General features: G+C 47.8%; 23 protein-coding genes and 1 pseudogene. 14 read left to right on the plus strand and 10 right to left on the minus strand.

Going from position 1 to position 24,274, the window contains the following annotated elements:
• Window positions 1–28: 28 nt before the first annotated feature.
• Window positions 29–739, plus strand: coding sequence for a YggS family pyridoxal phosphate-dependent enzyme (locus tag NB647_RS00845; protein WP_269264661.1), 711 nt, complete (start codon window positions 29–31; stop codon window positions 737–739).
• Between the two features lie 35 nt (window positions 740–774).
• Here NB647_RS00845 and NB647_RS00850 read toward each other — a convergent pair whose 3' ends face one another.
• The 5 genes from NB647_RS00850 to recG form a co-directional block, all read right to left on the minus strand.
• A complete protein-coding gene (locus tag NB647_RS00850) occupies window positions 775–1,101 on the minus strand; it encodes a hypothetical protein (protein ID WP_269264662.1) in 327 nt (108 codons plus the stop codon).
• 25 nt (window positions 1,102–1,126) lie between these two features.
• Entirely contained in the window at window positions 1,127–1,492 is a 366-nt protein-coding gene (locus NB647_RS00855) for a phage holin family protein (RefSeq protein WP_269264663.1), read from the minus strand.
• A gap of 12 nt (window positions 1,493–1,504) precedes the next feature.
• The gene (locus NB647_RS00860) at window positions 1,505–1,828 is read right to left on the minus strand and encodes an ElaB/YgaM/YqjD family protein (protein ID WP_269264664.1); all 324 of its coding nucleotides are present in this window, start codon (window positions 1,826–1,828) and stop codon (window positions 1,505–1,507) included.
• Between the two features lie 112 nt (window positions 1,829–1,940).
• Complete coding sequence (gene ubiA / locus NB647_RS00865; protein ID WP_269283671.1) at window positions 1,941–2,798, minus strand: 4-hydroxybenzoate octaprenyltransferase; 858 nt, start codon at window positions 2,796–2,798, stop codon at window positions 1,941–1,943.
• 52 nt (window positions 2,799–2,850) lie between these two features.
• Window positions 2,851–4,875, minus strand: a complete 2,025-nt coding sequence (gene recG / locus NB647_RS00870; protein ID WP_269283674.1) for an ATP-dependent DNA helicase RecG — start codon at window positions 4,873–4,875, stop codon at window positions 2,851–2,853.
• 111 nt (window positions 4,876–4,986) lie between these two features.
• Here recG and malQ point away from each other — a divergent pair, with 111 nt between their 5' ends.
• The 13 genes and pseudogenes from malQ to NB647_RS00935 all read left to right on the plus strand — a co-directional run bounded on the left by malQ (window position 4,987) and on the right by NB647_RS00935 (window position 20,273).
• Window positions 4,987–6,540: a 4-alpha-glucanotransferase gene (gene malQ / locus NB647_RS00875; RefSeq protein WP_269283676.1), complete on the plus strand. Its 1,554-nt coding sequence runs from the start codon at window positions 4,987–4,989 to the stop codon at window positions 6,538–6,540.
• A gap of 75 nt (window positions 6,541–6,615) precedes the next feature.
• Window positions 6,616–7,647: a tRNA preQ1(34) S-adenosylmethionine ribosyltransferase-isomerase QueA gene (gene queA / locus NB647_RS00880; protein ID WP_269283677.1), complete on the plus strand. Its 1,032-nt coding sequence runs from the start codon at window positions 6,616–6,618 to the stop codon at window positions 7,645–7,647.
• Between the two features lie 19 nt (window positions 7,648–7,666).
• Window positions 7,667–8,793 (plus strand): annotated as a pseudogene (tgt, locus tag NB647_RS00885) (tRNA guanosine(34) transglycosylase Tgt).
• Window positions 8,794–8,976: 183 nt separating this feature from the next.
• Window positions 8,977–9,303 carry a preprotein translocase subunit YajC gene (yajC, locus tag NB647_RS00890; RefSeq protein WP_269264670.1) on the plus strand — a complete coding sequence of 109 codons (327 nt, stop codon included), beginning with the start codon at window positions 8,977–8,979 and terminating at the stop codon, window positions 9,301–9,303.
• Window positions 9,304–9,365: 62 nt separating this feature from the next.
• Window positions 9,366–11,234 (plus strand): protein translocase subunit SecD, encoded by a 1,869-nt coding sequence (gene secD / locus NB647_RS00895; RefSeq protein ID WP_269264671.1) that lies wholly within the window; start codon window positions 9,366–9,368, stop codon window positions 11,232–11,234.
• 33 nt (window positions 11,235–11,267) lie between these two features.
• Complete coding sequence (gene secF, locus NB647_RS00900) at window positions 11,268–12,209, plus strand: protein translocase subunit SecF (protein ID WP_269283679.1); 942 nt, start codon at window positions 11,268–11,270, stop codon at window positions 12,207–12,209.
• A gap of 59 nt (window positions 12,210–12,268) precedes the next feature.
• Window positions 12,269–13,522, plus strand: coding sequence for an NADP-dependent isocitrate dehydrogenase (gene icd / locus NB647_RS00905; RefSeq protein ID WP_269283681.1), 1,254 nt, complete (start codon window positions 12,269–12,271; stop codon window positions 13,520–13,522).
• Between the two features lie 267 nt (window positions 13,523–13,789).
• The gene (locus tag NB647_RS00910) at window positions 13,790–14,563 is read left to right on the plus strand and encodes a fumarylacetoacetate hydrolase family protein (RefSeq protein ID WP_269264674.1); all 774 of its coding nucleotides are present in this window, start codon (window positions 13,790–13,792) and stop codon (window positions 14,561–14,563) included.
• Window positions 14,564–14,788: 225 nt separating this feature from the next.
• Window positions 14,789–15,310 (plus strand): Spy/CpxP family protein refolding chaperone, encoded by a 522-nt coding sequence (locus tag NB647_RS00915; RefSeq protein ID WP_269283684.1) that lies wholly within the window; start codon window positions 14,789–14,791, stop codon window positions 15,308–15,310.
• 191 nt (window positions 15,311–15,501) lie between these two features.
• Complete coding sequence (gene argS, locus NB647_RS00920) at window positions 15,502–17,217, plus strand: arginine--tRNA ligase (RefSeq protein ID WP_269283686.1); 1,716 nt, start codon at window positions 15,502–15,504, stop codon at window positions 17,215–17,217.
• 7 nt (window positions 17,218–17,224) lie between these two features.
• On the plus strand, window positions 17,225–17,773 hold the full coding sequence (locus NB647_RS00925; protein ID WP_269283688.1) for an SPOR domain-containing protein: 549 nt from the start codon (window positions 17,225–17,227) through the stop codon (window positions 17,771–17,773).
• A gap of 1 nt (window position 17,774) precedes the next feature.
• Complete coding sequence (locus tag NB647_RS00930; protein ID WP_269264678.1) at window positions 17,775–18,485, plus strand: thiol:disulfide interchange protein DsbA/DsbL; 711 nt, start codon at window positions 17,775–17,777, stop codon at window positions 18,483–18,485.
• Window positions 18,486–18,686: 201 nt separating this feature from the next.
• Entirely contained in the window at window positions 18,687–20,273 is a 1,587-nt protein-coding gene (locus NB647_RS00935; RefSeq protein ID WP_269283690.1) for a DNA methyltransferase family protein, read from the plus strand.
• Window positions 20,274–20,306: 33 nt separating this feature from the next.
• Here NB647_RS00935 and lipA read toward each other — a convergent pair whose 3' ends face one another.
• From lipA to NB647_RS00960, 5 genes are all read right to left on the minus strand, one after another.
• Complete coding sequence (lipA, locus tag NB647_RS00940; RefSeq protein WP_269283693.1) at window positions 20,307–21,278, minus strand: lipoyl synthase; 972 nt, start codon at window positions 21,276–21,278, stop codon at window positions 20,307–20,309.
• Window positions 21,268–21,963 carry a lipoyl(octanoyl) transferase LipB gene (lipB, locus tag NB647_RS00945; RefSeq protein WP_269283695.1) on the minus strand — a complete coding sequence of 232 codons (696 nt, stop codon included), beginning with the start codon at window positions 21,961–21,963 and terminating at the stop codon, window positions 21,268–21,270. The genes lipA and lipB overlap by 11 nt, the downstream gene beginning before the upstream one ends.
• A gap of 33 nt (window positions 21,964–21,996) precedes the next feature.
• Window positions 21,997–22,272 (minus strand): HP0495 family protein, encoded by a 276-nt coding sequence (locus tag NB647_RS00950; protein WP_269283698.1) that lies wholly within the window; start codon window positions 22,270–22,272, stop codon window positions 21,997–21,999.
• A 14-nt stretch (window positions 22,273–22,286) separates the two neighbouring features.
• Window positions 22,287–23,324, minus strand: coding sequence for a D-alanyl-D-alanine carboxypeptidase family protein (locus NB647_RS00955; protein ID WP_416143571.1), 1,038 nt, complete (start codon window positions 23,322–23,324; stop codon window positions 22,287–22,289).
• 128 nt (window positions 23,325–23,452) lie between these two features.
• Window positions 23,453–24,097, minus strand: coding sequence for an alpha/beta hydrolase (locus NB647_RS00960; protein ID WP_269283702.1), 645 nt, complete (start codon window positions 24,095–24,097; stop codon window positions 23,453–23,455).
• Window positions 24,098–24,274: the final 177 nt, after the last annotated feature.

Raw genomic sequence — 24,274 nt, forward strand, 5'->3', positions numbered from 1 at the left:
TACTTTGTTTATTCAAGTCTTTTCAATCATGTCCATCATTACAGACCACCTCAAGGAAGTAAAAGAACGCATCAATCAGGCCGCGCAAAAAGCGGAGCGCGATCCTTCCGGTATTCTTTTACTGGCCGTATCCAAAACACAGCCTGTTGAAGCGATTCTGGAAGCGGCCGCTGCCGGACAAAATGCCTTCGGTGAGAATTATGAGCAGGAAGCCGTGGCGAAAATTCGTTCCATACGGACGAATCATCCCGATCTGAAGCTGGAATGGCATTTTATCGGTCCGATTCAAAGCAACAAAACACGAGCCATCGCCGAATATTTCGACTGGGTCCATTCTGTCGACCGTGAAAGAATCGCAAAACGGCTTTCAGACCAGCGTCCGGCCGATCTTCCACCTCTGAATATCTGCCTCCAAATCAACATCAGCGGTGAAACCAGTAAAAGCGGTATCTCTCCGGAAAACCTGCCCGGTTTGGCTAAAGCGGTTTCTGTGATGCCTCGTCTGAAACTTCGTGGATTGATGGCCATTCCTGAACCCGAAACCGATCCGGACAAACAGAGAAAACCTTTTCGTGCCATGAAGGCTCTGTTCAGACAATTGCAGGAAGCCGGATTCGAACTGGATACATTATCAATGGGGATGTCCGGCGATATGAATACAGCAATAGACGAGGGTGCAACGACCGTACGTATCGGTACCGCCATTTTCGGCCCACGAAATTACCCGGTGCAGCAGTAAACAAACCGGCAATTACTTTTCGAGAAACAGGATAATCATTTGATACGTCTTGCCAGATAGCTGATGACAGGCATGATAAACGGCCCGAAACGCCGCCATGTTTTGAAAAGGACCGTCGCGGAAAGCAGCCATGAAACGATACGACGCGGTTTTATCGCCAGAAAAACCAGAAGGAGAGTACCCACAAGTATCGGTTTTCTCCCGATCAGGCTGAACTTGTGCCATAAATTCAGCCCTTTAGACACAGCATCGGGCATCTGTATCAGGGACAGCGCTTCTACTGCCAGCTTTTCCCTTAGCAATGCGCTCTGAACAAGAAGTTCGGCTTTGCGTTGTGTCAGTTTTCCGGATGGTTCAACCATAAGTCAGTCATATTTGCGTGCATTATCATGCAGAAGGTGTCAGACGGTCGATATCTTTGGCGATTTCCTGCCGCGTCAGTTCAAGCAGCCTTGGTTTCCGGCGGAAACTGCGGCGGACACTCCACCAGATTATGCCGGTTAACAAACCGAAAAAGACCATCATGCCGACAATCGCCGGAATACGACAGGAATCCCAGCAAAGCACGATAACCAGTATGACGGCAAGAAACACCGTCAGCGCAAGGCAAAACAGGGCTGACAAAGACAACAACAAATAAGACAGAAGACGAACCCATTCCTCTTCCAGCTCGATTGCGATCAGTTCAGCCCGTGTTTTCACGATGGCAAGCAACGTACCAGCCACCTTCGCAAAGTTATCGACCAATGCCATTGTCTGTCTGATTTATTTTCTTGAACGCGCGATCAGAACTCCGACCAGAACACTCACGGCAGCAACGATACCGACGGTTTTCCAGGGATTTTCCTTGGCGAATTCCGCTGTACAGACAGCCGCGTCCTTTGCCTTGGTCACAACGACATCGTTCAGCTCCCGAAGGACAAACTTGGCATCGGAAATAGTCGATTCCAGTTTCTTCTTGGCATTCTGATAACTTTCACTTCCCTGAGCGGTACTGTTTTCCAACACCTTTTCGGCATCACTGATAATCGATTTCAGACTGCCCATGATTTTGCTACCGGATTGCCCGGCATTTTCCAGAATTTCCATATTCTTTCCCTTCCTGTCAAAGTTGAGTGAAAAGCCTTTATTCAGACATAAACAATTTAACAGACAAGCATTACAATCGCCAAAAATGTCATGGTCTTTTCATAGGATAACCTCACCGCAATGCGTAGTCCAGCACTATGCCGCCAAATATGAAAGCTCCCAGCCAATTATTATGATTAAACGCCTGAAAACAGCCATGACGTTCTCTGTTTCTGATCAGGCTGTAATGATAAAAGACACAGCAAAACGCGCCACACCATCCTGCAAAGAACCCTATTCCAAACTGTTCATACCATCCTGCCAGCAAAACGATCGACAACATCATCAAATAGCAGAACATCACGGCCAGCACATCGAAACGGCCGAATGTTATGGCCGATGTACAAATCCCGATTTTCAAGTCGTCGTCACGATCCACCATGGCATACTCAGTATCATATGCCAGTGCCCAGAATACATTGCCCAATAACAAAAGCCATGCAATCGGAGGAACCTGATTCATAACCGCAGCGAATGCCATCGGGATACCGAAACCGAACGCGACTCCCAAATAAGCCTGAGGCAATGCAAAAAAACGTTTGAAAAAAGGATAAGTCGCCGCGACAAAAAGTGCCACGAATGAAAGAGCGATGGTAAGTCCGTTCAAGAACGACACCAGAAAAAAAGACAAGACAGACAAAACAACCGCCACTCCGATTGCTTCCGACGGCTTCAGTTTTCCTGAAGTCAGTGGACGGTCTGCGGTTCGTTTGACATACCGGTCAAAATGCCGGTCCGCAAAATCGTTGATAGCGCATCCGGCTGATCGCATCAGTACGGTTCCAAGGGAAAATATGACCACTAGCGAAACGGGAGGCTTGCCATTGGAAGCAATCCACAGGGCACACAAGGTCGGCCACAAAAGTAATAATGTCCCGACCGGTTTGTCCATCCGGACCAGACGCCAATAAAGTAACAGACGATTTCCCATATCTTTTCAAAAATTCACTGTCATCCAACTGACTCTCATTTTCTCGATACGACTAGACGTTCAGAAATTCTTCCCGGTTATCCAGCCACCGCTGTAAATGAGCGGAAACGATCCTGTCAGCATCCGCCATTTCGCCTTTCAATAATGATCCGGCCAACGCCGCAGCCTTTTCGATCAGATCGCCATCTTTTTCGAGATCGGCAAACCTGAGCACGGCCTGCCCTGACTGTCTGGCACCGAGAAATTCTCCCGGCCCCCGAATTTCAAGATCACGCTGCGCAATCATGAACCCATCATTCGTCTCACGCATTGTCACCAGTCTTTGTTTCGCCGTTTTCCCCAATGGACTCTGATACAACAGCAAGCAAACGCTTTCGGCATCACCACGTCCGACCCGTCCCCTCAATTGATGGAGTTGCGACAGGCCGAAACGTTCGGCATGTTCTATCACCATCAGCGATGCATTCGGAACATCAACACCGACCTCGATAACGGTAGTGGCAACAAGGACCTGTATTTTCCCCTCCAGAAACTCCTTCATGATTTGCTGTTTTTCCTCGGACTTCATTCTGCCATGCACCAGTCCGACCGATAATCCTTCAAGCGTTTCCATCAACATGGCATGGGTATCCACCGCTGTCTGAAGCTGAAGACTTTCGGATTCTTCAATCAGGGGACAAACCCAGTAAATCTGCCTGCCTTGCATGGCTGCCGCGTGAACGCGGCCGATGACTTCATCCCTTCTTTCCTGATTGATCAGCCGGGTAATGACCGGTTTGCGGCCTGGAGGCAATTCGCCGATAACCGATACATCCAAATCCGCATAAAATGTCATGGCCAGTGTTCGTGGAATAGGTGTGGCACTCATCATCAACTGGTGCGGTATCTCGGATTGCGTATCTCCCTTGTTTCTCAGAACAAGACGCTGGCCGACGCCGAACCGGTGCTGCTCATCAATGATAACCAGGCCCAGACCTGCAAACCGGACCGTATCCTGAATCAATGCATGCGTACCGACTATGAATTGCGCCTGACCGGATTCAATCGCGGAAAGGACCGTTTCCCGCTCTTTTTTCTTCATGCTACCACTCATCCAGACAACGGACAAACCAAGCGTTGTCATCCATTCTGACAACCGGTGGTAATGCTGTTCGGCAAGTATCTCCGTGGGTGCCATCATGGCAACCTGATACCCGTTACCGATCACTTGCAGGGCTGCAATAGCAGCGACAACGGTTTTGCCGCTACCGACATCTCCCTGAAGCAGCCTTTGCATCGGATAATTCCTGCCCAGATCCCTGCGTATTTCCGAAACGACCTTTTGTTGCGCTTTCGTCAGTCTGAAAGACAGATGATGAACAAATTCCTCTACCAGTTTTCCTGACAAATGAAATGGATGGGCTTTCTGCCTGCACCGTGCCAGCTGTGCACGTCGCATTGACAATTGTTGTGCAAGCAATTCGTCGAATTTCATTCGTATCCACGCGGGATGAGTCCGGTCAAGCAATGCACTTTCATCTGTATCGGCTGGAGGATTATGCAAAAAACGGACAGCTTCGGAAAAACCGGGGAGTCTCAACTCCGCCAGCAATGTTTCAGGCAAGGTATCGGCAAGATCCAGTTTTTTCAGGCAGATCGCGATTTCCTTGCGGAGATAATTCTGCGAGATCCCTTCACACGATGGATAAACAGGTGTCAGGGCATCAGGAAGCGGTGTACTTTCCTCGACCATGCGATAAGCGGGATGAACCATTTCCGCTCCGTTATATCCCTGTCTCAATTCCCCACGGACCCGAATCCGTTTTCCACTGGAAAGCTGCTTGATCTGACTGGGATAAAAATGGAGGAAGCGCAACACAAGCGTACCGGTCTCATCCGAAATGAACACAACAAGTTGCCGTCTGGGGCGATACTGCACTTCAGACATGGTAATGACACCTTCAACCTGAACCGGTCCTGTCCGGCGAAATATTGCGTCCGAGATATCCGTCAGTTTTGTTTCATCTTCATAACGGGACGGCAAATGCAACACCAGTTCCATATCCGTCCGGATACCGAGACGTTCCAGTTTTTTCATGATCAGCAAAAACCAACAGCGAAAATAGAATCATGCATGGATATTCCGTATCGTTCTGAAGCTCCGGAATCATCCCGGAATTTCGTTAAATCGCATGAAAATCCCATTATCATGCCTGATTCAGTCATAATAAGTAAGCTTTTCATTTTTCTGCGAAAAAATTTTATGAATTTACCTCGCCGCAGCGGAATCCTGTTGCATCCCACATCACTGCCGGGTCCTTTCGGTTCAGGAGATTTTGGTCGGGATGCCTATTATTTCGTAGACTGGCTTTTCTCCGCCCGCCAGTCCCTTTGGCAGATTCTCCCCCTGTGCGATATCGGTACCGGAAACTCTCCTTATATGAGCCCGTCCGCTTTTGCCGGCAATATCTTTCTGATCGGACTGGAAGCGCTTCGGGATGAAGGCTGGCTGAAAAACGAAGACCTGGTTCCCTGCACATCTTTCGAAAAGTATCGTATCAACTTTCCTGCCATAATCGATTTCAGGACATCACGCCTGAAGCTTGCCGCCGGACGTTTTTTTGAAACGGCAGATGAAACGTCAAAACGCTCTTTTCAGGCCTTTTGCCTCAAATCCGGCTTTTGGCTGGAGACGTATGCCCTTTTCAGGACAATCAGCGAGATTCACGGTCCGATATGGCAAACATGGCCCAAGCCTCTCGCCAGACGCGATCCGGTTGCCATGGCTTCTTTTGTTTCCCAGAACGATCATGAAATACGCTTCTGGAAATTCTGCCAGTGGTGCTTCTACCGGCAATGGGATGCCTTGCGTGCTTATGCTCATTCAAAGGGTATCGACATCATCGGAGATATTCCCATTTTCGTTTCCTTGAACAGCGCCGATGTCTGGGCCAATCCCGAACTTTTCGATCTGGATGATTCGGGATATCCACGGACAGTCGCGGGAGTTCCACCGGACAAATTCAGCGATAGCGGCCAACACTGGGGCAATCCTTTGTACAACTGGAAAAAGCATGCCGACACGCGCTATGACTGGTGGATAAAGCGTATGAAACACATGATGGACATGTATGATTATATCCGGCTTGACCATTTCCGGGGCTTCCAGGCGTACTGGGCCATACCGGCAGATACCGGGATTCCCGCACGGGGTAAATGGATGAATGGGCCCGGAAGCGACTTTTTCGAGGCCATGAAAAAAGAATTCGGCTCTCTTCGATTTATTGCCGAAGATCTGGGTGTAATCACCCGGGAAGTTGACGAGCTTCGCAAACAATATGAATTGCCGGGCATGCGGATTCTCCAGTTCGCGTTCGATCTCAACCCTGCCAATCCTTACCTGCCATACAATTACGATCACGATACTGTCGTTTATACCGGTACGCACGATAACGACACCACCAAGGGATGGTGGAACAGTCTGCCCGAACAGAACCGGGACCTGGTACGCCGTTATCTAAGCATCAATGGAGAATGGATAAACTGGGACATGATCAGAGCGGCCTGGTCATCCACCGCCGCAATTGCCTTGACGCCTTATCAGGATATCCTTGGACTGGACTCTTCCGGCCGGATGAACCGGCCCGGTGACAAGACGGGATCCTGGGAATGGCGTTTCGACTGGGAACAGGTAAAATCATGGCCTTCCGGATACCTTGCCGAAATGACAGAAATATACGGTCGGACTTATTCCCGACAATAAACACGGCTATACTGGCGTCTTTCATCGTATTTCATAACAAGATTTCTGCCATCCGCTTTTACGGATGAGTTTTTTATGTATTCACTTTCCGATTTCGATTACGAACTGCCGGAGGAATTGATCGCGCAATTTCCTTTGGAAAAACGCAGCGCCTCCAATCTTTTGATCGTCGAGGACGACAAACTGGTCGATACCCATTTCCACCATCTGATCGACTACCTGGACAAAGACGACCTGCTGGTATTCAACAATACAAAAGTGCTCAAGGCCCGATTTTTCGGTTCCAAGAAAACAGGCGGAAAAATCGAAATCCTGATCGAACGCATTCTGGACAACCAGACGGCACTGGCAAAAATACGTGCATCCAAATCACCCAAAGATAACAGCACGGTTCTTATTGATGATGAACTGGAAGTAACCGTCAAGGGAAGAGAAGGGGAATTCTATATCCTTCGTTTTCCATCCGACATTTTTCCTGTTCTGGATAATCATGGACATCTGCCTCTTCCCCCTTATATTGACAGAGCGGCCAATGCTTATGACGAGAAACGATACCAGACCGTTTTCGCCAGGGAGCCGGGCGCCGTGGCGGCACCGACGGCCGGGCTTCATTTCGACGAGGAACTTCTTGCGAAACTCGAGCAAAAAGGGATACGCCTGGCTTATCTGACTTTGCACGTCGGCGCCGGAACTTTCCAGCCGGTCAGAAATGAAAATCTATCCGAACATAAAATGCACACGGAATGGTATACCATTCCGCAAGAAACAGCAGACGCCATCAAACTGGCAAAAGAAAAGAAAAAGAAAGTTGTGGCAATCGGAACAACCAGTCTTCGTGCACTGGAATCCGCATCACAAACCGGACAGCTGGCATCGGGAAATAATGAAACATCCCTGTTTATCACTCCCGGATACCGTTTCCGGACAGTCGATCATCTGGTAACCAATTTTCATTTGCCGAAATCCACACTGCTGATGCTGGTTTCCGCTTTTGCCGGATATGAACGGATCCGCAAGGTATACGCTCATGCCGTCCGGAAGCGATACCGTTTTTTCAGTTACGGCGATGCCATGCTGCTGAAATGCAGAAAAGACTCATCCATTTGAATTTGTCAACAGGGATTTCATGCTTGAATTCGAACTTTTAAATACAGACGGAAATGCCAGAAGAGGGCGCCTGAAACTGACTCACGGAACAATCGAAACCCCCATATTCATGCCGGTCGGTACATACGGCTCTGTCAAGGCCATGTCACCGGCGGATTTAACGACATCGATGCCCGGATTATATTGGGCAATACCTTTCACCTCTGGCTGCGTCCGGGACTCGATACCATTCGCCAGTTCGGCGGACTTCACCAGTTCATCGGCTGGAACCGGCCCATACTGACCGACTCGGGCGGATTCCAGGTTTTCTCGCTTGGCGCCATGCGCAAGATCAGCGAAGAAGGTGTCAGATTCGCATCCCCCATTGACGGAAGCAAACTGTTTTTGTCACCGGAAATTTCCATGCAAATCCAGCATGTGTTGAATTCCGATATCGTCATGCAGTTCGATGAATGCACCCCCTATCTGATCAATGACCGGCCTGCAACCAGGGACGAGGCGGCACAATCCATGCGTCTTTCCCTGCGCTGGGCACAACGGTCGAAAAACGAATTCGAAAGTCACGGAAATCCCAATGCGCTGTTCGGTATCGTACAGGGAGGCATGTATACCGATCTGCGGGATGAATCGCTTGCCGGACTGACCGATATCGGTTTTCATGGTATCGCGATCGGTGGCCTTTCAGTAGGAGAACCCAAGGAAGAGATGTTCAGGATCCTGAAACATATCGGCAACCGTCTCCCCGCCGACCTGCCCCACTATCTGATGGGAGTAGGCACCCCCGAAGATCTGGTCGCCGGCGTTGGCAACGGAATCGACATGTTCGACTGCGTCATGCCGACACGTAACGCCCGAAACGGCTGGCTGTTCACCCGTTTCGGGGATATCCGCATACGTAATGCACGATACAAAAACGATCGGCAACCTCTGGATGAAACCTGCCAGTGTTATACCTGCCGTCATTTTTCCAGGGCCTACCTGCATCACCTGAATCGGGTCGGCGAAATTCTGGGCGCGCAACTGGGCACGATCCACAATCTCTATTATTACCTGCAACTCATGAAAGAAATGCGTGACGCCATCGATGCCAACCGCTTTGACGAATTTACTGCACAGTTTCATGCGCAACGACAAAGAGGAATCTGAACGGAATTCTTATCATTGAAACAGACGGACGCGGTACTCCGAACCCCTGTTCACCCGCTCCATCCTTCTAGCCCGGGCTGTACCATCGTCTGACGGATTTCCATCGCAACCTCCACAAATGCATGAAAACGCCGCACATAGTGCTAGAATCCTGAGTTAATCAAAATCCGACTTGGAGAATACATGTTTATTACCAATGCTTATGCTCAATCCGCTTCTTCCGGATTTTCACTGGACAGTATCGGAAGTTATCTTCCGTTTCTGCTTTTGTTCGTCCTGCTTTATTTTCTGATGATACGGCCCCAACAGAAAAAACAAAAGGAACAGCGAGACATGCTCAGTGCACTGGCAGTTGGCGATGAAGTTCTCACGGCAGGAGGTATTGTCGGAAAAATCACGAAAGTGACCGACAATTTTATTACCCTCGAAATTTCGGAAGGAACAGAAATCATCATTCAGAAAACTTCCATTGTTTCCATGCTCCCCAACGGGACTATCGAAAACCTCTGACTGACGACCAGCCGTTACTGCCCGTTGTCCGTACCAGCCCTATGCTTTCCCGACGTTAAATCATGAACCGTTACCCCCTCTGGAAATATCTCATCATCGTTTTTGCCGTCATCTTCGGCATCATCTACACATTGCCCAACCTTTTCGGAGAATCACCTGCTGTCCAGATCAGCAGTGTACGATCCACTGTCAAGATCGATACTCAAATGATGGGACAGATAGAACAGATTCTTCAAGACAACGATATTCCTATGGACGGTATCTATTTCGATGCCAGCGGCATGCATTCCACTGTCAAGGTCCGGTTCACGAACACGGATATCCAGTTCAGGGCAAAAGAAATACTGGAAAACAGGCTCAACACCAATCCGGAAGATCCGACATACAGCATTGCCTTCAATCTACTGCCAAACACTCCCCAATGGCTCCAGAGTCTGCATGCATTACCCATGTACCTTGGCCTTGACCTTCGCGGAGGCGTTCATTTCCTCATGCAAGTTGATGTCGATGCGGCGATCAACTCCAGAATACAGGGATTGCAGATTTCGGCAAGAAATCTGCTGCGTGAAAACAATATCCGTTATTCCGGGCTCATGCGTGCCCGTGATACAGTCGAACTGCAGTTCAACGATCCGCAAACACGCCAGCGTGCTGAAAGGGTTCTTTCCGACCAGCTTTCCGAGATTACATTGCGGGAAGAAGCCGGAAACAACAAGCTGATCATTGCATTGAGCCCGGATGCCATCAAACAGATCAGGGAAAACAGCGTCAAGCAGAACATTGCGACGCTGTCCAAACGGGTAAATGAACTCGGTGTCAATGAACCGGTCATACAGCAGCAGGGAGCTGACCGGATTGTTGTTCAACTGCCGGGTGTCCAGGACGTTTCACGGGCGAAGGATATTATTGGCCGTACCGCAACGCTGGAAGTCAGAATGGTTGACGAATCGATCACGCGGGGCACGGAAGAAAGCGTTGCGGTTCCTCTCGGTTCCGAAATTTTCAGACAGGGCAAAGGAACACCTGTCATCCTTTACAAGGAACCCGTATTGACCGGTGAATATATTTCGAACGCTTCCGCCAGCTTCGACCAATACCAGCAACCGGCCGTCAGCATCGACCTGAACGGCGATGGCGGCAGAAAAATGCGTCAGGCTACCCGTGGCAAAATCGGCAAGTTGATGGCTATCGTTCTGTTCGAAAAAGGAAAAGGTGAAGTCCTGACCGTTGCGTCCATTCGTGACGAACTCGGTTCGAAATTCCAGATCACCGGCATGGACACGCCGGAAGCGGCAACAGATCTAGCCTTGCTGCTTCGGGCCGGTTCACTTGCGGCACCGATGCAGATCATCGAAGAAAGAACGATCGGACCACAATTGGGGGCTGAAAACATCACCAAAGGATTTTTGTCGACTCTGTATGGATTCCTTGCCGTTTCGATATTTATGATTCTTTACTATATGGTTTTCGGCTTTTTCAGCGTCATTGCCTTGTCAGTGAATGTTCTGCTGCTGATTGCCATACTGTCGCTTATGCAAGTCACGCTTACTTTGCCCGGTATTGCCGCCATTGCGCTGGCACTCGGCATGGCGATCGACTCGAACGTATTGATCAATGAGCGAATCCGGGAAGAATTGAGAGGCAACAACAGTCCCCAATCGGCAATTGCAAACGGTTTCGGCCATGCATGGTCAACCATTCTGGACTCCAATGTCACTACCCTGATCGCAGGGATCGCCCTGTTGATATTCGGAACCGGCCCGATTCGCGGATTTGCGGTAGTCCACTGCATCGGTATCGTCACTTCCTTGTTTTCTTCAGTATTCGTATCCCGTGGCCTTGCCAACCTCTGGTATGGAAGAAGAAAGAAACTGACGTCTCTGTCCATTGGACAAATCTGGAGACCGGATGATTCTGGTATTAAAAAATAAAAATCTTTACTCAAACAAAAAACAGGATACGACATGGAATTCTTTCGAATCAAAAAAGATATTCCCTTCATGCGCCATGCGCTGATATTCAATATCATTTCATTTATCACTTTTCTGGCAGCCGTTTTTTTCCTGTGGCACAAGGGCCTCCATCTTTCAGTCGAATTCACCGGTGGAACTGTTATGGAAGTCACTTACAAAAACGCGGCCGACCTTGACCGCATTCGCAATACTGTTCGCGACCTGGGATTCGGTAACGATTTTCAGGTACAGAACTTCGGCCGAGCCCAGGATGTCATGATCAATTTGCCTGTCCAGAAAGACATGACTTCCGTGCAACAAAGTGAAAAAGTCATGACGGCCCTGATTGCACAGAATCCGGATGCACATCTTCAGCGTGTCGAATTTGTCGGACCGCAAGTGGGAGATGAATTGACACATGATGGTTTGATGGCACTGGGAATGGTCGTCATCGGCATCATTATCTATCTGGCATTCCGGTTCGAATGGAAATATGCCGTTTCGGCAATCATCGCCAACTTGCATGATATCGTCATCATTCTGGGATTCTTCGCTTTTTTCGAATGGGAATTTTCGCTTCCGGTTCTGGCAGCCATATTGGCCATTCTGGGATATTCCGTTAACGAATCCGTCATCATTTTTGACCGTATCCGTGAAAACTTCCGGAAAATGCGAAAAGCAAGTGTTATGGAAGTCGTCAACCATGCCATTACCAGCACTACATCCCGTACGATCATTACTCACGGTTGTACTCAAATAATGGTACTGTCCATGATGATTTTCGGCGGACCAACACTTCACAATTTTGCTCTTGCCCTGACAATCGGTATCTGTTTCGGTATTTATTCATCTGTTTTTGTGGCTGCGGCAGTTGCGATGTGGCTCGGCATCAAACGTGAAGATCTGGTCAAACCGGTCAAGGAAAAAGGCAATGCGGACGGCGCAGTAGTTTAAATAAACGTCGATCTGTTATAAATTGTCGGTTTTGAAGTTTATTTATCCGGAGAAATCTGATGTACCAACACATTCAAGTCCCCCTGTCCGGTGAAAAAATCACGGTAAATCCGGATTTTTCGCTGAACGTCTCTGACCATCCCATCATCCCGTTTATTGAAGGTGACGGCATCGGTATCGATGTCACTCCTGTCATGCGCAAGGTAATTGATGCCGCCGTTGAAAAAGCTTATGCCGGGAAGCGGAAAATTGAATGGATGGAAGTTTATGCCGGAGAGAAATCACTCAAAGTCTACGGTGAAAACGTCTGGCTTCCGGAAGAAACACTGGATGCATTGAAAGAATTCGTCATTTCGATCAAAGGTCCCTTGACCACCCCGATCGGTGGAGGTATCCGTTCCCTTAATGTTGCCATGAGACAACGTCTCGACCTGTACGTCTGCCTGCGCCCTGTACGTTATTTCCAGGGCGTTCCTTCTCCCCTGCGTGAACCGGAAAAAACCGATATGGTCATCTTCCGTGAAAATACCGAGGATATTTACGCCGGTATCGAATGGGCGGAAGGTTCCCCGGAAGCCAAAAAAGTGATCGATTTTCTGGTCAAGGAAATGGGAGTCAGCCAGATCCGGTTTCCGCAAACATCCGGTATCGGTATCAAACCTGTTTCCAAAGAAGGGACGGAACGGCTGGTCCGCAAGGCTATCCAGTACGCCATCGACAACGACCGGCCATCTGTCACACTGATTCATAAAGGCAATATCATGAAGTTCACGGAAGGAAGCTTCCGCGACTGGGGATATGCCTTGGCAAAAAGAGAATTCGGCGCAGAAACAATCGGTAAAGGACCATGGTGCAAATTCAGAAATCCCAAAACCGGAAAGGAAATCCTTGTCAAGGATGTACTGGCTGACGCTTTTCTTCAGGAAATCCTGTTACGTCCAGCAGAATTCAGCGTTCTGGCAACACTGAACCTGAACGGCGACTATATATCCGATGCCCTGGCCGCCCAGGTTGGTGGGATCGGTATCGCTCCTGGAGCGAATATTTCGGACTCCGTTGCCATTTTTGAAGCAACGCACGGTACAGCTCCGTCACTTGCCGGACAAAATAATGTCAATCCGGGCTCACTGATCCTTTCCGCTGAAATGATGTTGCGACATATCGGCTGGACAGAAGCAGCGGACAGGGTAATTGCATCCATGCAGAAAGCCATCTCATCCAGACAGGTCACCAGCGATTTCGCCCGTCTGATGAATGATGCGACGGAAGTATCGACATCCCAATTCGGTGATATCATGATTTCTTTCATGTAGGAATCAGCCGGACGATTTCTTCAGATCGTCCGGTAATCTGTTCGCTGACCCGTATTTTTTAGGATTCAAAGAGCTTGTCAGGATAAAAAGGCGAAAACTCTTTTATTGCCGATACAAATTTTTCACCAGTTCGGTTATGATGATCTATCTTGACTGACTGTCGATAACAACAATCAGCCGGCCAGAAGCCGGAAATGCTGTTTCCAGTCTATAAAATACTATTCTCAAGATACCCGATAGGGCTTGAATGTTTACTAAGGAGAGAAGATGAAAACTTGGGTACGCTTTCAACAAGGCGATGCAGTGAAATTCGGTACTCTTGAAGGAGATACGATTTCTGTATATAACGGCAACATGTTTGACAATCCACAACCGGCTGGCGAATCTGTCAAACTGGCTGATGTCAAACTCCTAACACCTTGTTCTCCCAGCAAGATGATTCTGTTGTGGAACAACTTTTTTGCCCTCTCGAACAAACTTGGAGTCGCCATTCCTGAAGAACCGCTTTATCTTCTCAAACCGAGCACTTCCTACATTGCCAATGGTGATATCGTCAAAAAACCGAATTCCTATGACGGCAAGGTAGTTTACGAAGGTGAACTGGGTATTGTTATCGGCAAACGCTGTAAGGAAGTTTCCGAAGCCGAAGCTCCTGACTATATTTTCGGATATACATGCTCCAATGACGTTACAGCAGGGCAACTGATCCAGAAGGATCCGACTTTCGCCCAGTGGACACGTGCCAAGGGCTTCGATACATTCGGCTCTTTCGGCCCGGGTATCGTTTCCGGAATCGATGACCCGAACAAACTTGTCATCAAGACTATCCTGAATGGTCAGGAACGCCAGAATTACCCGGTCAGCGACATGATTTTCCCCCCATTCAAGCTGGTCAGCATGATCTCACACGACATGACTCTCGAACCGGGCGATATCATTTCCTGTGGTACTTCGGTCGGCGTCGGTTCCATGAAGCCCGGCAGCACAGTCGAAGTGGTCATCGATGGCGTCGGCCATCTCATCAACAAATACGAAGCCTGAATTTTCCAGTCCTGACAGCAAGTGGTGGTCGCACCACTTGCTTTTCCATACCGACGATCAATTTCATTTTTCCGGATTCTGTTTTTAATTCTCTCTTTTTTGACCAGAATCATCGGTGACAAACTGTTACACATTCGTTTGTTCAAAACCTGACACAAAAAGGCGGGACATCATATACTAATTCCAGATACGGACGATCAATTCAATATCGCGAAAGGAAATAGTATGAAGAAACTGAACAAATATCTGGTGGCAAGCATTGCTGCCCTGGGATTTGGCGCAAGCTGTTTCTCGGCCAATGCATTTGCCCAGTCTGCTGACGAAACTTACGGTGGTTGCCCGATGTACATGGGAGGTGGTCCGGGAAACTGTTATGTCGGTCATGACGGCCCTTACCGCGGTCATCATGAACACTGGAGAGAATACCATCATCAGCGTCAGCTTGCTTTGCACGACAAACTCAAGCTGAATGCTGAACAGGAAAAAGCCTGGACAGCTTATCTCGCCATTGTCGATAAAAATATAAATTCATGGAAACCCTTGTACCGTGCCGATCTCGAAAAAATGACTGCACCGGAAAGAATGCAAACGATGATTGACCGGATGAAAACACATGAAAAAGAACTGACGGAACAATTGGCAGCCCTGAAAGTTTTTTATGCCAAACTGACTCCGGAACAACAGAGAATCTTCGACAACGAGTCCATGTACTATCCACGATATCGCCGTGGTGGCCCGATGAGATAAACCCTTGTCCGCTCCATGACTCTCCTGTTTTGACGCCTGATGCCTATCAGGCGTTTTTCATTTGTATTCCCTTGCTTCCATGAAAACACCCCTGCGTATCTTCCACGAAATCCGGGCGAAACAGTATAATTTCCCTTTACAGTCCAATTGGACTTAACCGGCAATTACTCAAATACAGTTTTTCTATTTTCATGCTCGCTCAACAAAAACAACAGATTACCCGTTTATTCCAGAATGCCGTCGATTCCCTGACCGAAGGACAGAATCTTCCGAAAAATCCGGTCATCTCGCTTGAAAGACCACGGGACGCTTCCCATGGCGATATTGCCTGCAATATCGCCATGCAACTGGCAAAACCACTGAAAAGAAATCCGCGTGAAATCGCGCAAACCATCCTTGACTCCGTTCTGACCGCTCCTGCACATAAAGACCTGATTGAATCAGGCGAAATCGCCGGTCCCGGTTTTATCAATTTGCGCTTGACCGCTGCCGCCAAACAACGTGTCGTCAAGACAGTCATGGAGCAAAAGGAAAAATACGGTTACGGCAACCGTGGAGCCGGGAAAAAAGTCATGGTCGAATTTGTCTCTGCCAATCCGACCGGGCCGCTTCATGTCGGTCATGGACGACAGGGCGCATTGGGAGATTCCATATCGGCCCTGTTTGAAACACAGGGTTATGCGGTGACCCGTGAATTTTATTACAACGATGCTGGCGTACAGATCGAGAATCTGACCCTGTCCGTTCAGGCACGTGCAAAAGGTCTGAAACCGGGAGATGCCGATTGGCCGGAGAGTGCCTATAACGGTGATTATATCGCGGATATCGCCAGTGACTTTATGGCGAAAAAAACTGTCGCGGCAAAGAACTGTCCGTCCGTTACGGGTACGGGAAATGTGGATGATCTCAAATCGATCCGTGAATTTTCTGTAGCCTATCTCCGAAATGAACAGGATAACGATCTGAACGCATTCGGCATACATTTCGACAATTTCTTTCTAGAATCTTCCCTGTATCGGGACGGTAAAGTCCAGGAAACCGTAGACATCCTGACCCGCGAAGGAAAGACATTCGAAAAAGAAGGCGCCTTGTGGCTCAGGACGACAGAATACGGCGATGACAAAGATCGTGTCATGAAAAAAACCGACGGGACCTACACCTATTTCGTGCCGGATGTCGCCTATCACATCAATAAATGGAAACGGGGTTTCGACAAAGTCATTAACGTGCAAGGTAGTGACCACCATGGTACCGTAGCACGTGTCCGCGCCGGATTGCAGGCTGTCAACCAGGGAATCCCCACCGGTTTTCCCGATTATGTTTTGCACAAAATGGTAACCGTCCTGAAAGATGGCACCGAAGTCAAAATATCCAAGCGTGCCGGTTCTTATGTTACGGTCCGTGATCTTATCGAATGGTCTGGTGCCGGCGATATCGTCAGGGGAAGAGATGCTGTCCGTTTTTTCCTCATCTCCAGAAAAGCCGATACGGAATTTGTTTTCGATGTTGATCTCGCTCTTTCCCAATCTGACGAAAACCCTGTTTATTATGTGCAATACGCGCATGCCCGTATCTGTTCTGTTTTCGCGCAATGGGGAGGGGATGAAGCCATTCTGGAAAACGTCGATCTCTCACCGCTTGTTTCTTCACATGAAAACGCTCTGCTGACCAAACTGGCCGATTACCCCGATATATTGGTACGCGCACTGGATGAACTGAGTCCTCATCTGATCGCCTTTTATTTGCGTGAATTGGCCGGCGAACTTCACGGTTATTACAACGCCGAACGATTCCTTGTCGACGATGAAAAGACAAAACTGGCGCGACTGTCTCTGCTGAAAGCGACCAGACAGGTACTCCGTAACGGACTGGTACTTTTAGGTGTTTCGGCCCCCGTCAAAATGTGAGCTTGATATGGCAACTTCGAAAAAACAAAAAAGTGGTATTGTTTTCGGTTTCATCATCGGATTGATAACGGGTCTGGTTATCGCCGTCATCGTCGCATTCATGGTGACCAAAACCCCGATACCATTTGCCGGACGAAAAGACAGACCCGATAACACTCCGGTTCCGGCTGTAGCCAGTGCATCTGCCAGCGATCCCAACCAGTCATTGTACGGAAAGGAAACTCCCAGACCGACATTACCTGTTACGGCGGACAATCCGGCCAATACACCGGCACAGCAGACGGTTGCCGCAGCATCGCCACAAATGTCTCCGGAAGAAAAAACGGCTTATTATCTTCAGGCCGGTGCTTTCCGGAACAAAAACGAAGCTGAAAACATGCGCGGCAATCTTGCCCTTTTGGGTTTTGAATCCCATATTTCTGAAGCATCATCAAATTCCGGAGTTATTTATCGTGTACGCTTGGGTCCATACAAAGGAAATGCAGCAAATAACGTCCAGAACAAACTGAAACAAAACGGTATCAATACAACGGTAACCCGTGCGGTTAAGCAATAACATGATCAAACTTTTTTCACGCTGGATAGCAGTTCTGTTGGTCAGTATCATGGCCATCTCCGCTATGGCCTCACCTTCCAATCCCCAAAAGAACGTTGATTACCAGATTCTGAAAGTTCCCCAACCGGCCGATACGGGCGACAAGATAGAAGTGATAGAGTTTTTCGGTTATTTCTGCCCCCATTGCTATGCTTTCGACACAGCACTGACCAACTGGGCAAGGAAACACAAAAAAGATGTTGTCTTCAAAAGGGTTACCGTCAAGTTCAGCGAATCAATGGCCCTTCATCAGAAAATGTTCTATACACTTTCGGCAATGGATGTCCTGACAAATGAATTTCACCATAAAATTTTCGATGCCATCCAAATCCAGAGAATCCCATTAAGAACAGACGAACAGATATTCGGGTTCATCGAAAATAACGGAATTGACCGTAAAAAATTCACGGAAATGTACAATTCTTTCTATGTTCAGATGCTGTGCAACAAAGCGGTGGAAATGCAATCCACCTATGAGATCGAAGGTGTTCCCATGATTGTTATCGATGGCAAATATCTGACATCTCCGGCCATTGTCAGCTCGGGAAACAATATGGATTTGTCTGAAGGGGAAATGCATGTACAAACACTGAAAGTGATGGATACACTCGTTCAACAATCTCTGAAGGAAAAATCGAGGATTCCGAAAACAAAAACCTCAAAAACAAAATAATACAGGTGGACCGGCTGATTCCTCTCATATACATTTTATTGTACTCAACCCAACGATCCTGATTGTCTGGCTGAAATATCACTGGATCAATTCGATAATAACCGGCCTGAACAATCGGGAAGTTTTGTCTTGTTTTTTCAATCAATAAACGATTACACTTGTTTTTTTGAACGTCAAACTACTTTTTAACGGGATAAATCGATGGAAAATATACAAAAAAATCTTTCAAAATCACTTTTCCATACGCAAATATTAGAATCCGAATTAAAGCAACTGGATCTGAGTGCCCAGAAAACGGTATTGCAAACATGGGTCAGCAGCCTTGACGAACTCAACAAAAAAGACAAGGCATCCCGGGTCTCCGCCTTTTCTGCCGGGATACTGGAAAAACTGCTCGGTTACAATGCATCCGGAAACACCATTACCATTCAGCCTGATTCTAGTCCTGATCATTTTTTCGATCTGCTTTTGGGCCAGTTCCAGCCTGCCAATCAGAAAGCGGCAGCAGCCCTGAAACTGGAACCGGAATCCAGCATATCCCCGGAAACAGAAAAGACTTTTGAGGACGAAGCGTGGAAATTTGCTGAATTTCAGGGCGACGGATTCTATCTGTTAACCAATCTGGACGAAATCAGGCTGTATCCTGCACGCCGTAAGGAAAAAGTATATGAACGTTTCGTTTTAAGTGAAATGCTGCAGGATGATGCTGCCTTTTCCCGTTTCTATGTTTTGTTGAATGCAATCAACCTGTTATCCGGCAAAACGGCACAATGGCTTCATGAGAGTGCGCTGCTTTTCCTGAATGAAAAACTGAAAGGACCTTATCAGACACTCAAAGAAATGTACGGCCCGGTTCACCGTGGTATCGTAACGGGACTGGATGAGGCATTCATCGTCGATGAAACAACAAAAGACAGATTGATCAAGGAGGATCCCCGCTCTGCGGACATTCTCAAGCCTTATGTCGAAAAAGAAGATCTGGATAAATGGACGACAGACTCCCGGTCGCTCTGGCTGATTTACACTCCAGAAAACCTGTACGACATCGAAAGTTATCCGGCGATCAAAAACCATTTGATGCCATTCAAAAACCGGCTCGAAGAAAGACCAGGTACCCAGAAATGGTATGAACTGCAGCATATCAGCGCACATCCGGAAAAAATGTTCAGCCCAAAACTGGGATTTTCGAAACAATCCCATGATCCGACCTTTGCAATCGACAAAAACGGGGGAATTTATGATCATTCCAGTTTTTATACGACGGAACTGGACTACTATCTCGTCGCTCTTCTGAATTCATCTGTTCTCTGGTACCTGATCCGGAACAGTTCTACCAGAAAACCGGATGGAACCTATGAATTGACGGCATCCGGAATTGAAAAGTTGCCGGTTCCCGATGCTCCTGGTCTCGTTCGCGCCCGTATGGGACAGCTTTCTGATTTTTGCCACGATACGGTATTGACAAGAAATGATCTGATCAAGCATTTCCGTGGTATGACTGCCTATAATTTGCTCCCCGACGGTTTGTCCTCAAAGCTGACTCAGCGACTGCATAACTGGTTTGTGCATGAATTTGATGCATTTCGCTCGGAAATCATCGATTCTTTCAACACGGATATTCCGGCAGATGACCTTCAACTCTGGAACGATTATTTCTATCAGGAAAGAAACAAGGTCTTCAATATGAATGCGGATATCGCCAGAGCTGAAAAAGAAATCGATCTGATCGTCTATGAGCTTTTCGGATTGAGTCCTGACGAAATCGATCTGATCGAAAGAGCGGTCTGATCAAACTCTTTCTGGCCAAAAAGCGGGAATGAATTACTTCATGCCCGCTTTTTTTGCCTGCAAATCGGCATGATAGCTTGACCGAACCAGAGGTCCTATCGCTGCGTGGGCAAACCCCATTTTATGGGCAATTTTCTCCAGCTTTTCAAATGCTTCCAGACTGACATAACGCAAAACCGGCAGATGATCCCGGGAAGGCATCAGATACTGCCCGATCGTCAGCATCGAAACATGATGGGCTCGCAAATCCTCCATGACTTGCACAATCTCCTCGTCAGTTTCTCCAAGTCCTACCATCAGACCCGATTTTGTGGGAATACGAGGGCATCTGTTCCCGAATTCCTTCAACAGTTTCAATGAAAAATCATAATCCGCTCCCGGCCTTGCCTGTAAATAGAGACGAGGAACCGTTTCAAGATTATGATTGAATATATCCGGCGGAAAAGCGCACAGCAAATCAAGGGCCTTATCCATCCGGCCTTTGAAATCCGGTGTCAATATTTCGACTCTGGTTTCCGGAGAAACCGCTCTGATCGCCTTGAGACAGTCGACAAAATGGGACGCACCACCATCTTTGAGATCATCCCGGTTCACTGAAGTCAGAACAACATATGACAATCCAAGAAGAGCCACGGTTTCCGCCAGTTTTTCAGGTTCGTTTTCATCAGGCGGGTCGGGCCTGCCGTGAGCGACATCGCAAAAGGGACATCTGCGCGTGCACTTGTCGCCCATGATCATGAAAGCGGCCGTGCCATTCCCGTAACATTCTCCGCGATTGGGACAACTTGCCTCATCGCATACCGTCACCAGCTTATGTGATGCGATCAGTTTTTTGACCTCAGAAAAGTGTGAATTATAGGAACCGGCTTTAACCCTGATCCAGGGTGGTTTCGGTAATTTCTCGGCCGGCTGGATCCGGATGGGTATCCTCGACGTCTTCAGGGCTCCTTTCTGCTTTTGAAAAGCAGAATCTTTTCTTTCACTACCAACATGATCAATCGCCATGAACTGTTTCTCCATTATCACCCGGCCTTATCCTGAATCCCATTTCTGAAGATAGCGATTCAATCAATGACTGCTGAACATCGTCCAGACTGCCGGAATAACCTGCTGATCGCATATCGGTAACGGCAAGCCCTTTATACCCACACGGATCGATCCACTTGAAAGGTTCGAGATTCATCGCGACATTCAATGCGAATCCATGATACATGCAACCGTTGTTTTTGATCTTCAAACCCAATGCAGCAATTTTCGCACCCTGATTGTTTCCATAAACCGGCCCGGCGGGAAGATAAACGCCAGGAGCTCCTGTACGGCGTTCACCAACAATATCAAATGCTGACAATGTACGAATAATGGCTCCCTCGATCTTGAACACGAGTTCACGAACTGGCAATTTGCTGAAACGGCGCTTCAAGTCAATCAGCAAATAAACAACAAGTTGACCAGGCCCATGATACGTCACTTCGCCACCACGATCCGTTTCATATACAGGAATACCGTGCGGATCCAGAACATGGGTTTTGTCAGCAGCCTGCCCCAATGTGAAAACGGGATCATGCTCTACTATCCAGATTTCATCGGGAGTTGCAGAACTTCTCCGCCGCGCAAATTCAATCATTTTATGGAAAACCGGCTCATACTGAACCCGTCCGAACCGACGCATCCATATCGTATCAGTCTGCATAATCCGGCAATACCATAATGTATTTACTCACTATCAAAGCACCACCTTTACCATCGGATGGGAGGACAAGGCCCTGTAAAGATTGTCCAGCTGCTCACGACTGGTTGCATTGACTGTTGCAGTCAGACTCAGATAATTGCCTTTGGAAGAAAGACGCATTCCCAGAGTCGCCGCATCAAACAAGGGATCGTGCAATCGTATGACATCCGCAATGGTATCGGCAAAATCATCTCTCTTTTCGCCCATAATCTTGATCGGGAAATCACAAGGATATTTGATTGGATCTTCATTCCCCAGAAAACAACTCACCATTAACTCCTTTTTTATTTAAACCATAAACAGATGGTATCCCATAACCTGCCCAGAAAACTGGCCACATTGATCTGTTCCAGCGCAAAAACCGGTAACTCGGCAATCACTTTGTTTTCTATCATGACTTTTAAAGTTCCGATCCTGGCTCCCTCATCGATCGGTGCAATAAGAGGATCATTCCGGACAAGCACGGACCTTAACCGTGGAACAGCACCCTTCGGAATGGAAATATAAGTATCCTCAATAAATCCCACCTCCATATTTCCGGACGAACCTTTCCAGACTTCAGGTTTCGCAACAATCTGGTCCTTCTCGAATAACCGGATCATGTCGAAATTCTGAAAACCCCAATTCAATAATTTCAGACTTTCCTGAGTTCGTGCTTGATCAGAAACAGCCCCCGACACAATCGACAGCAACCTCCTTTCACCCAAAGCGCTATGGCGCCTTGCAGAAGCAACCAGCATATAAGATTGCCCGCTACCGTTCGTTGCCATCAATCCATCAACGGCAGGATCGAGCCAAAGCAGACGATTCGGATTTCTCATCCTGATGCTGTTATAAGTCAGTTCCCTGACAGAAAAATTGAAATAATAGGCCGGATATTCCCTGATCACATTTGCTGCCAGAACAGCAAGATCTGAAAGTGTCGAATAACCGCCTTTGCCGGACCCGAAAGGAGACGCATACAAAGTTGATTTCATGCCCAGCCGCAAAGATTCCTGATTCATCAGCTCGACAAATCTCTTTTCATCACCGGAGACAACCAGAGACAGAACAAGAGCGGCATCATCCGCATCATGAACAATCAAACCGTACAACAATTCCTGTACCGTTGCTTTTCCACCTGCCTGAAGAAACATCCTGGATCCACCCGAATTCAAGACGGCGATTTTTTCAGGTATGACAACTGATTGCTTCAGACTCAACCTGCCTTCTTTGAGAGCACCGAAAACAAGATAGGTTGTCATCAGTTTGGATGCCGCACGTGCTGTCGTTTTCTCTTCCGCATGACGTGATGCAAGAACCTGATTACTGACAACGTCCATCAAAAGCCATGACTTTGCTCCAAGAGCTGGTGTCGTAACTGCCAGGGAACTGGTCGGATTAACCAATACCAGAAAAAAAGAATACAAACAGACAGAAAATTTTTTCTCATTTAACACTTCAATCCGAATCAGAAATTTCCGGCCTCTTGCCGATTCTTGAAAGCGGTCGTGATGATACGACGGATATGATGCAATTTATGATTGAACAAATGATCGGCACCCGCGACAACGACAACGGACAAATCCTGAGGACGTGCCCAATTGAAGACATCGGACAGCGGCACAACCTCATCCATTTCGCCATGAATCAGAAGGGTGTTTTCCGGCACTTTCTCCACGGCCCATTTCCCCGCTGTCGTACTGACAAAAACCATCCCTTCAGGCGGATTGCCCTTTAAAACCATCTGTTGCTGCAACCGTGACTGAACATAAGTGCCAAATGAAAAGCCTCCCAGCACAACCGGCAAGTTCGGATATTTTCTTTGCATATGTTCCAGCACATTTTCCATATCTTCCGTTTCGCCGTTCCCAAAATCATGTGCACCTTCAGACTTCCCGACTCCACGGAAATTCATTCTGACCGCCAGAAACCCCAGGCCAATAAAAGATCGTGCCATCATCTGGACTACCTTGTTATTCATGGTACCGCCATAAAGGGGATGAGGATGAGCAAGAAGGGCAATACCAACCGGCTTTTTTTTGGGTAAATCAAGCGCACATTCAAGATTTCCGGCATTGCCGGATACGAAGAAAATTTCGGTATCAGCATTCATTGAACTCTCCCATATCTTTTCTGATTGTTACGGTAAAGATGATTACCTGCCGGTTTGATTATCCCATGTTATCCGATCTGGCAAACCACATAAATTGATTCATCCGTGTCCTGTTGAAAAACAAAAAAACCTGTCTGTTTTTCAGGCAGACAGGTCCTGGCAAAAGCTTGCCGAAAA

It is taken from the genome of Oxalobacter aliiformigenes (assembly GCF_027116575.1).
GTDB classification, from domain to species: Bacteria; Pseudomonadota; Gammaproteobacteria; order Burkholderiales; family Burkholderiaceae_D; genus Oxalobacter; species Oxalobacter aliiformigenes.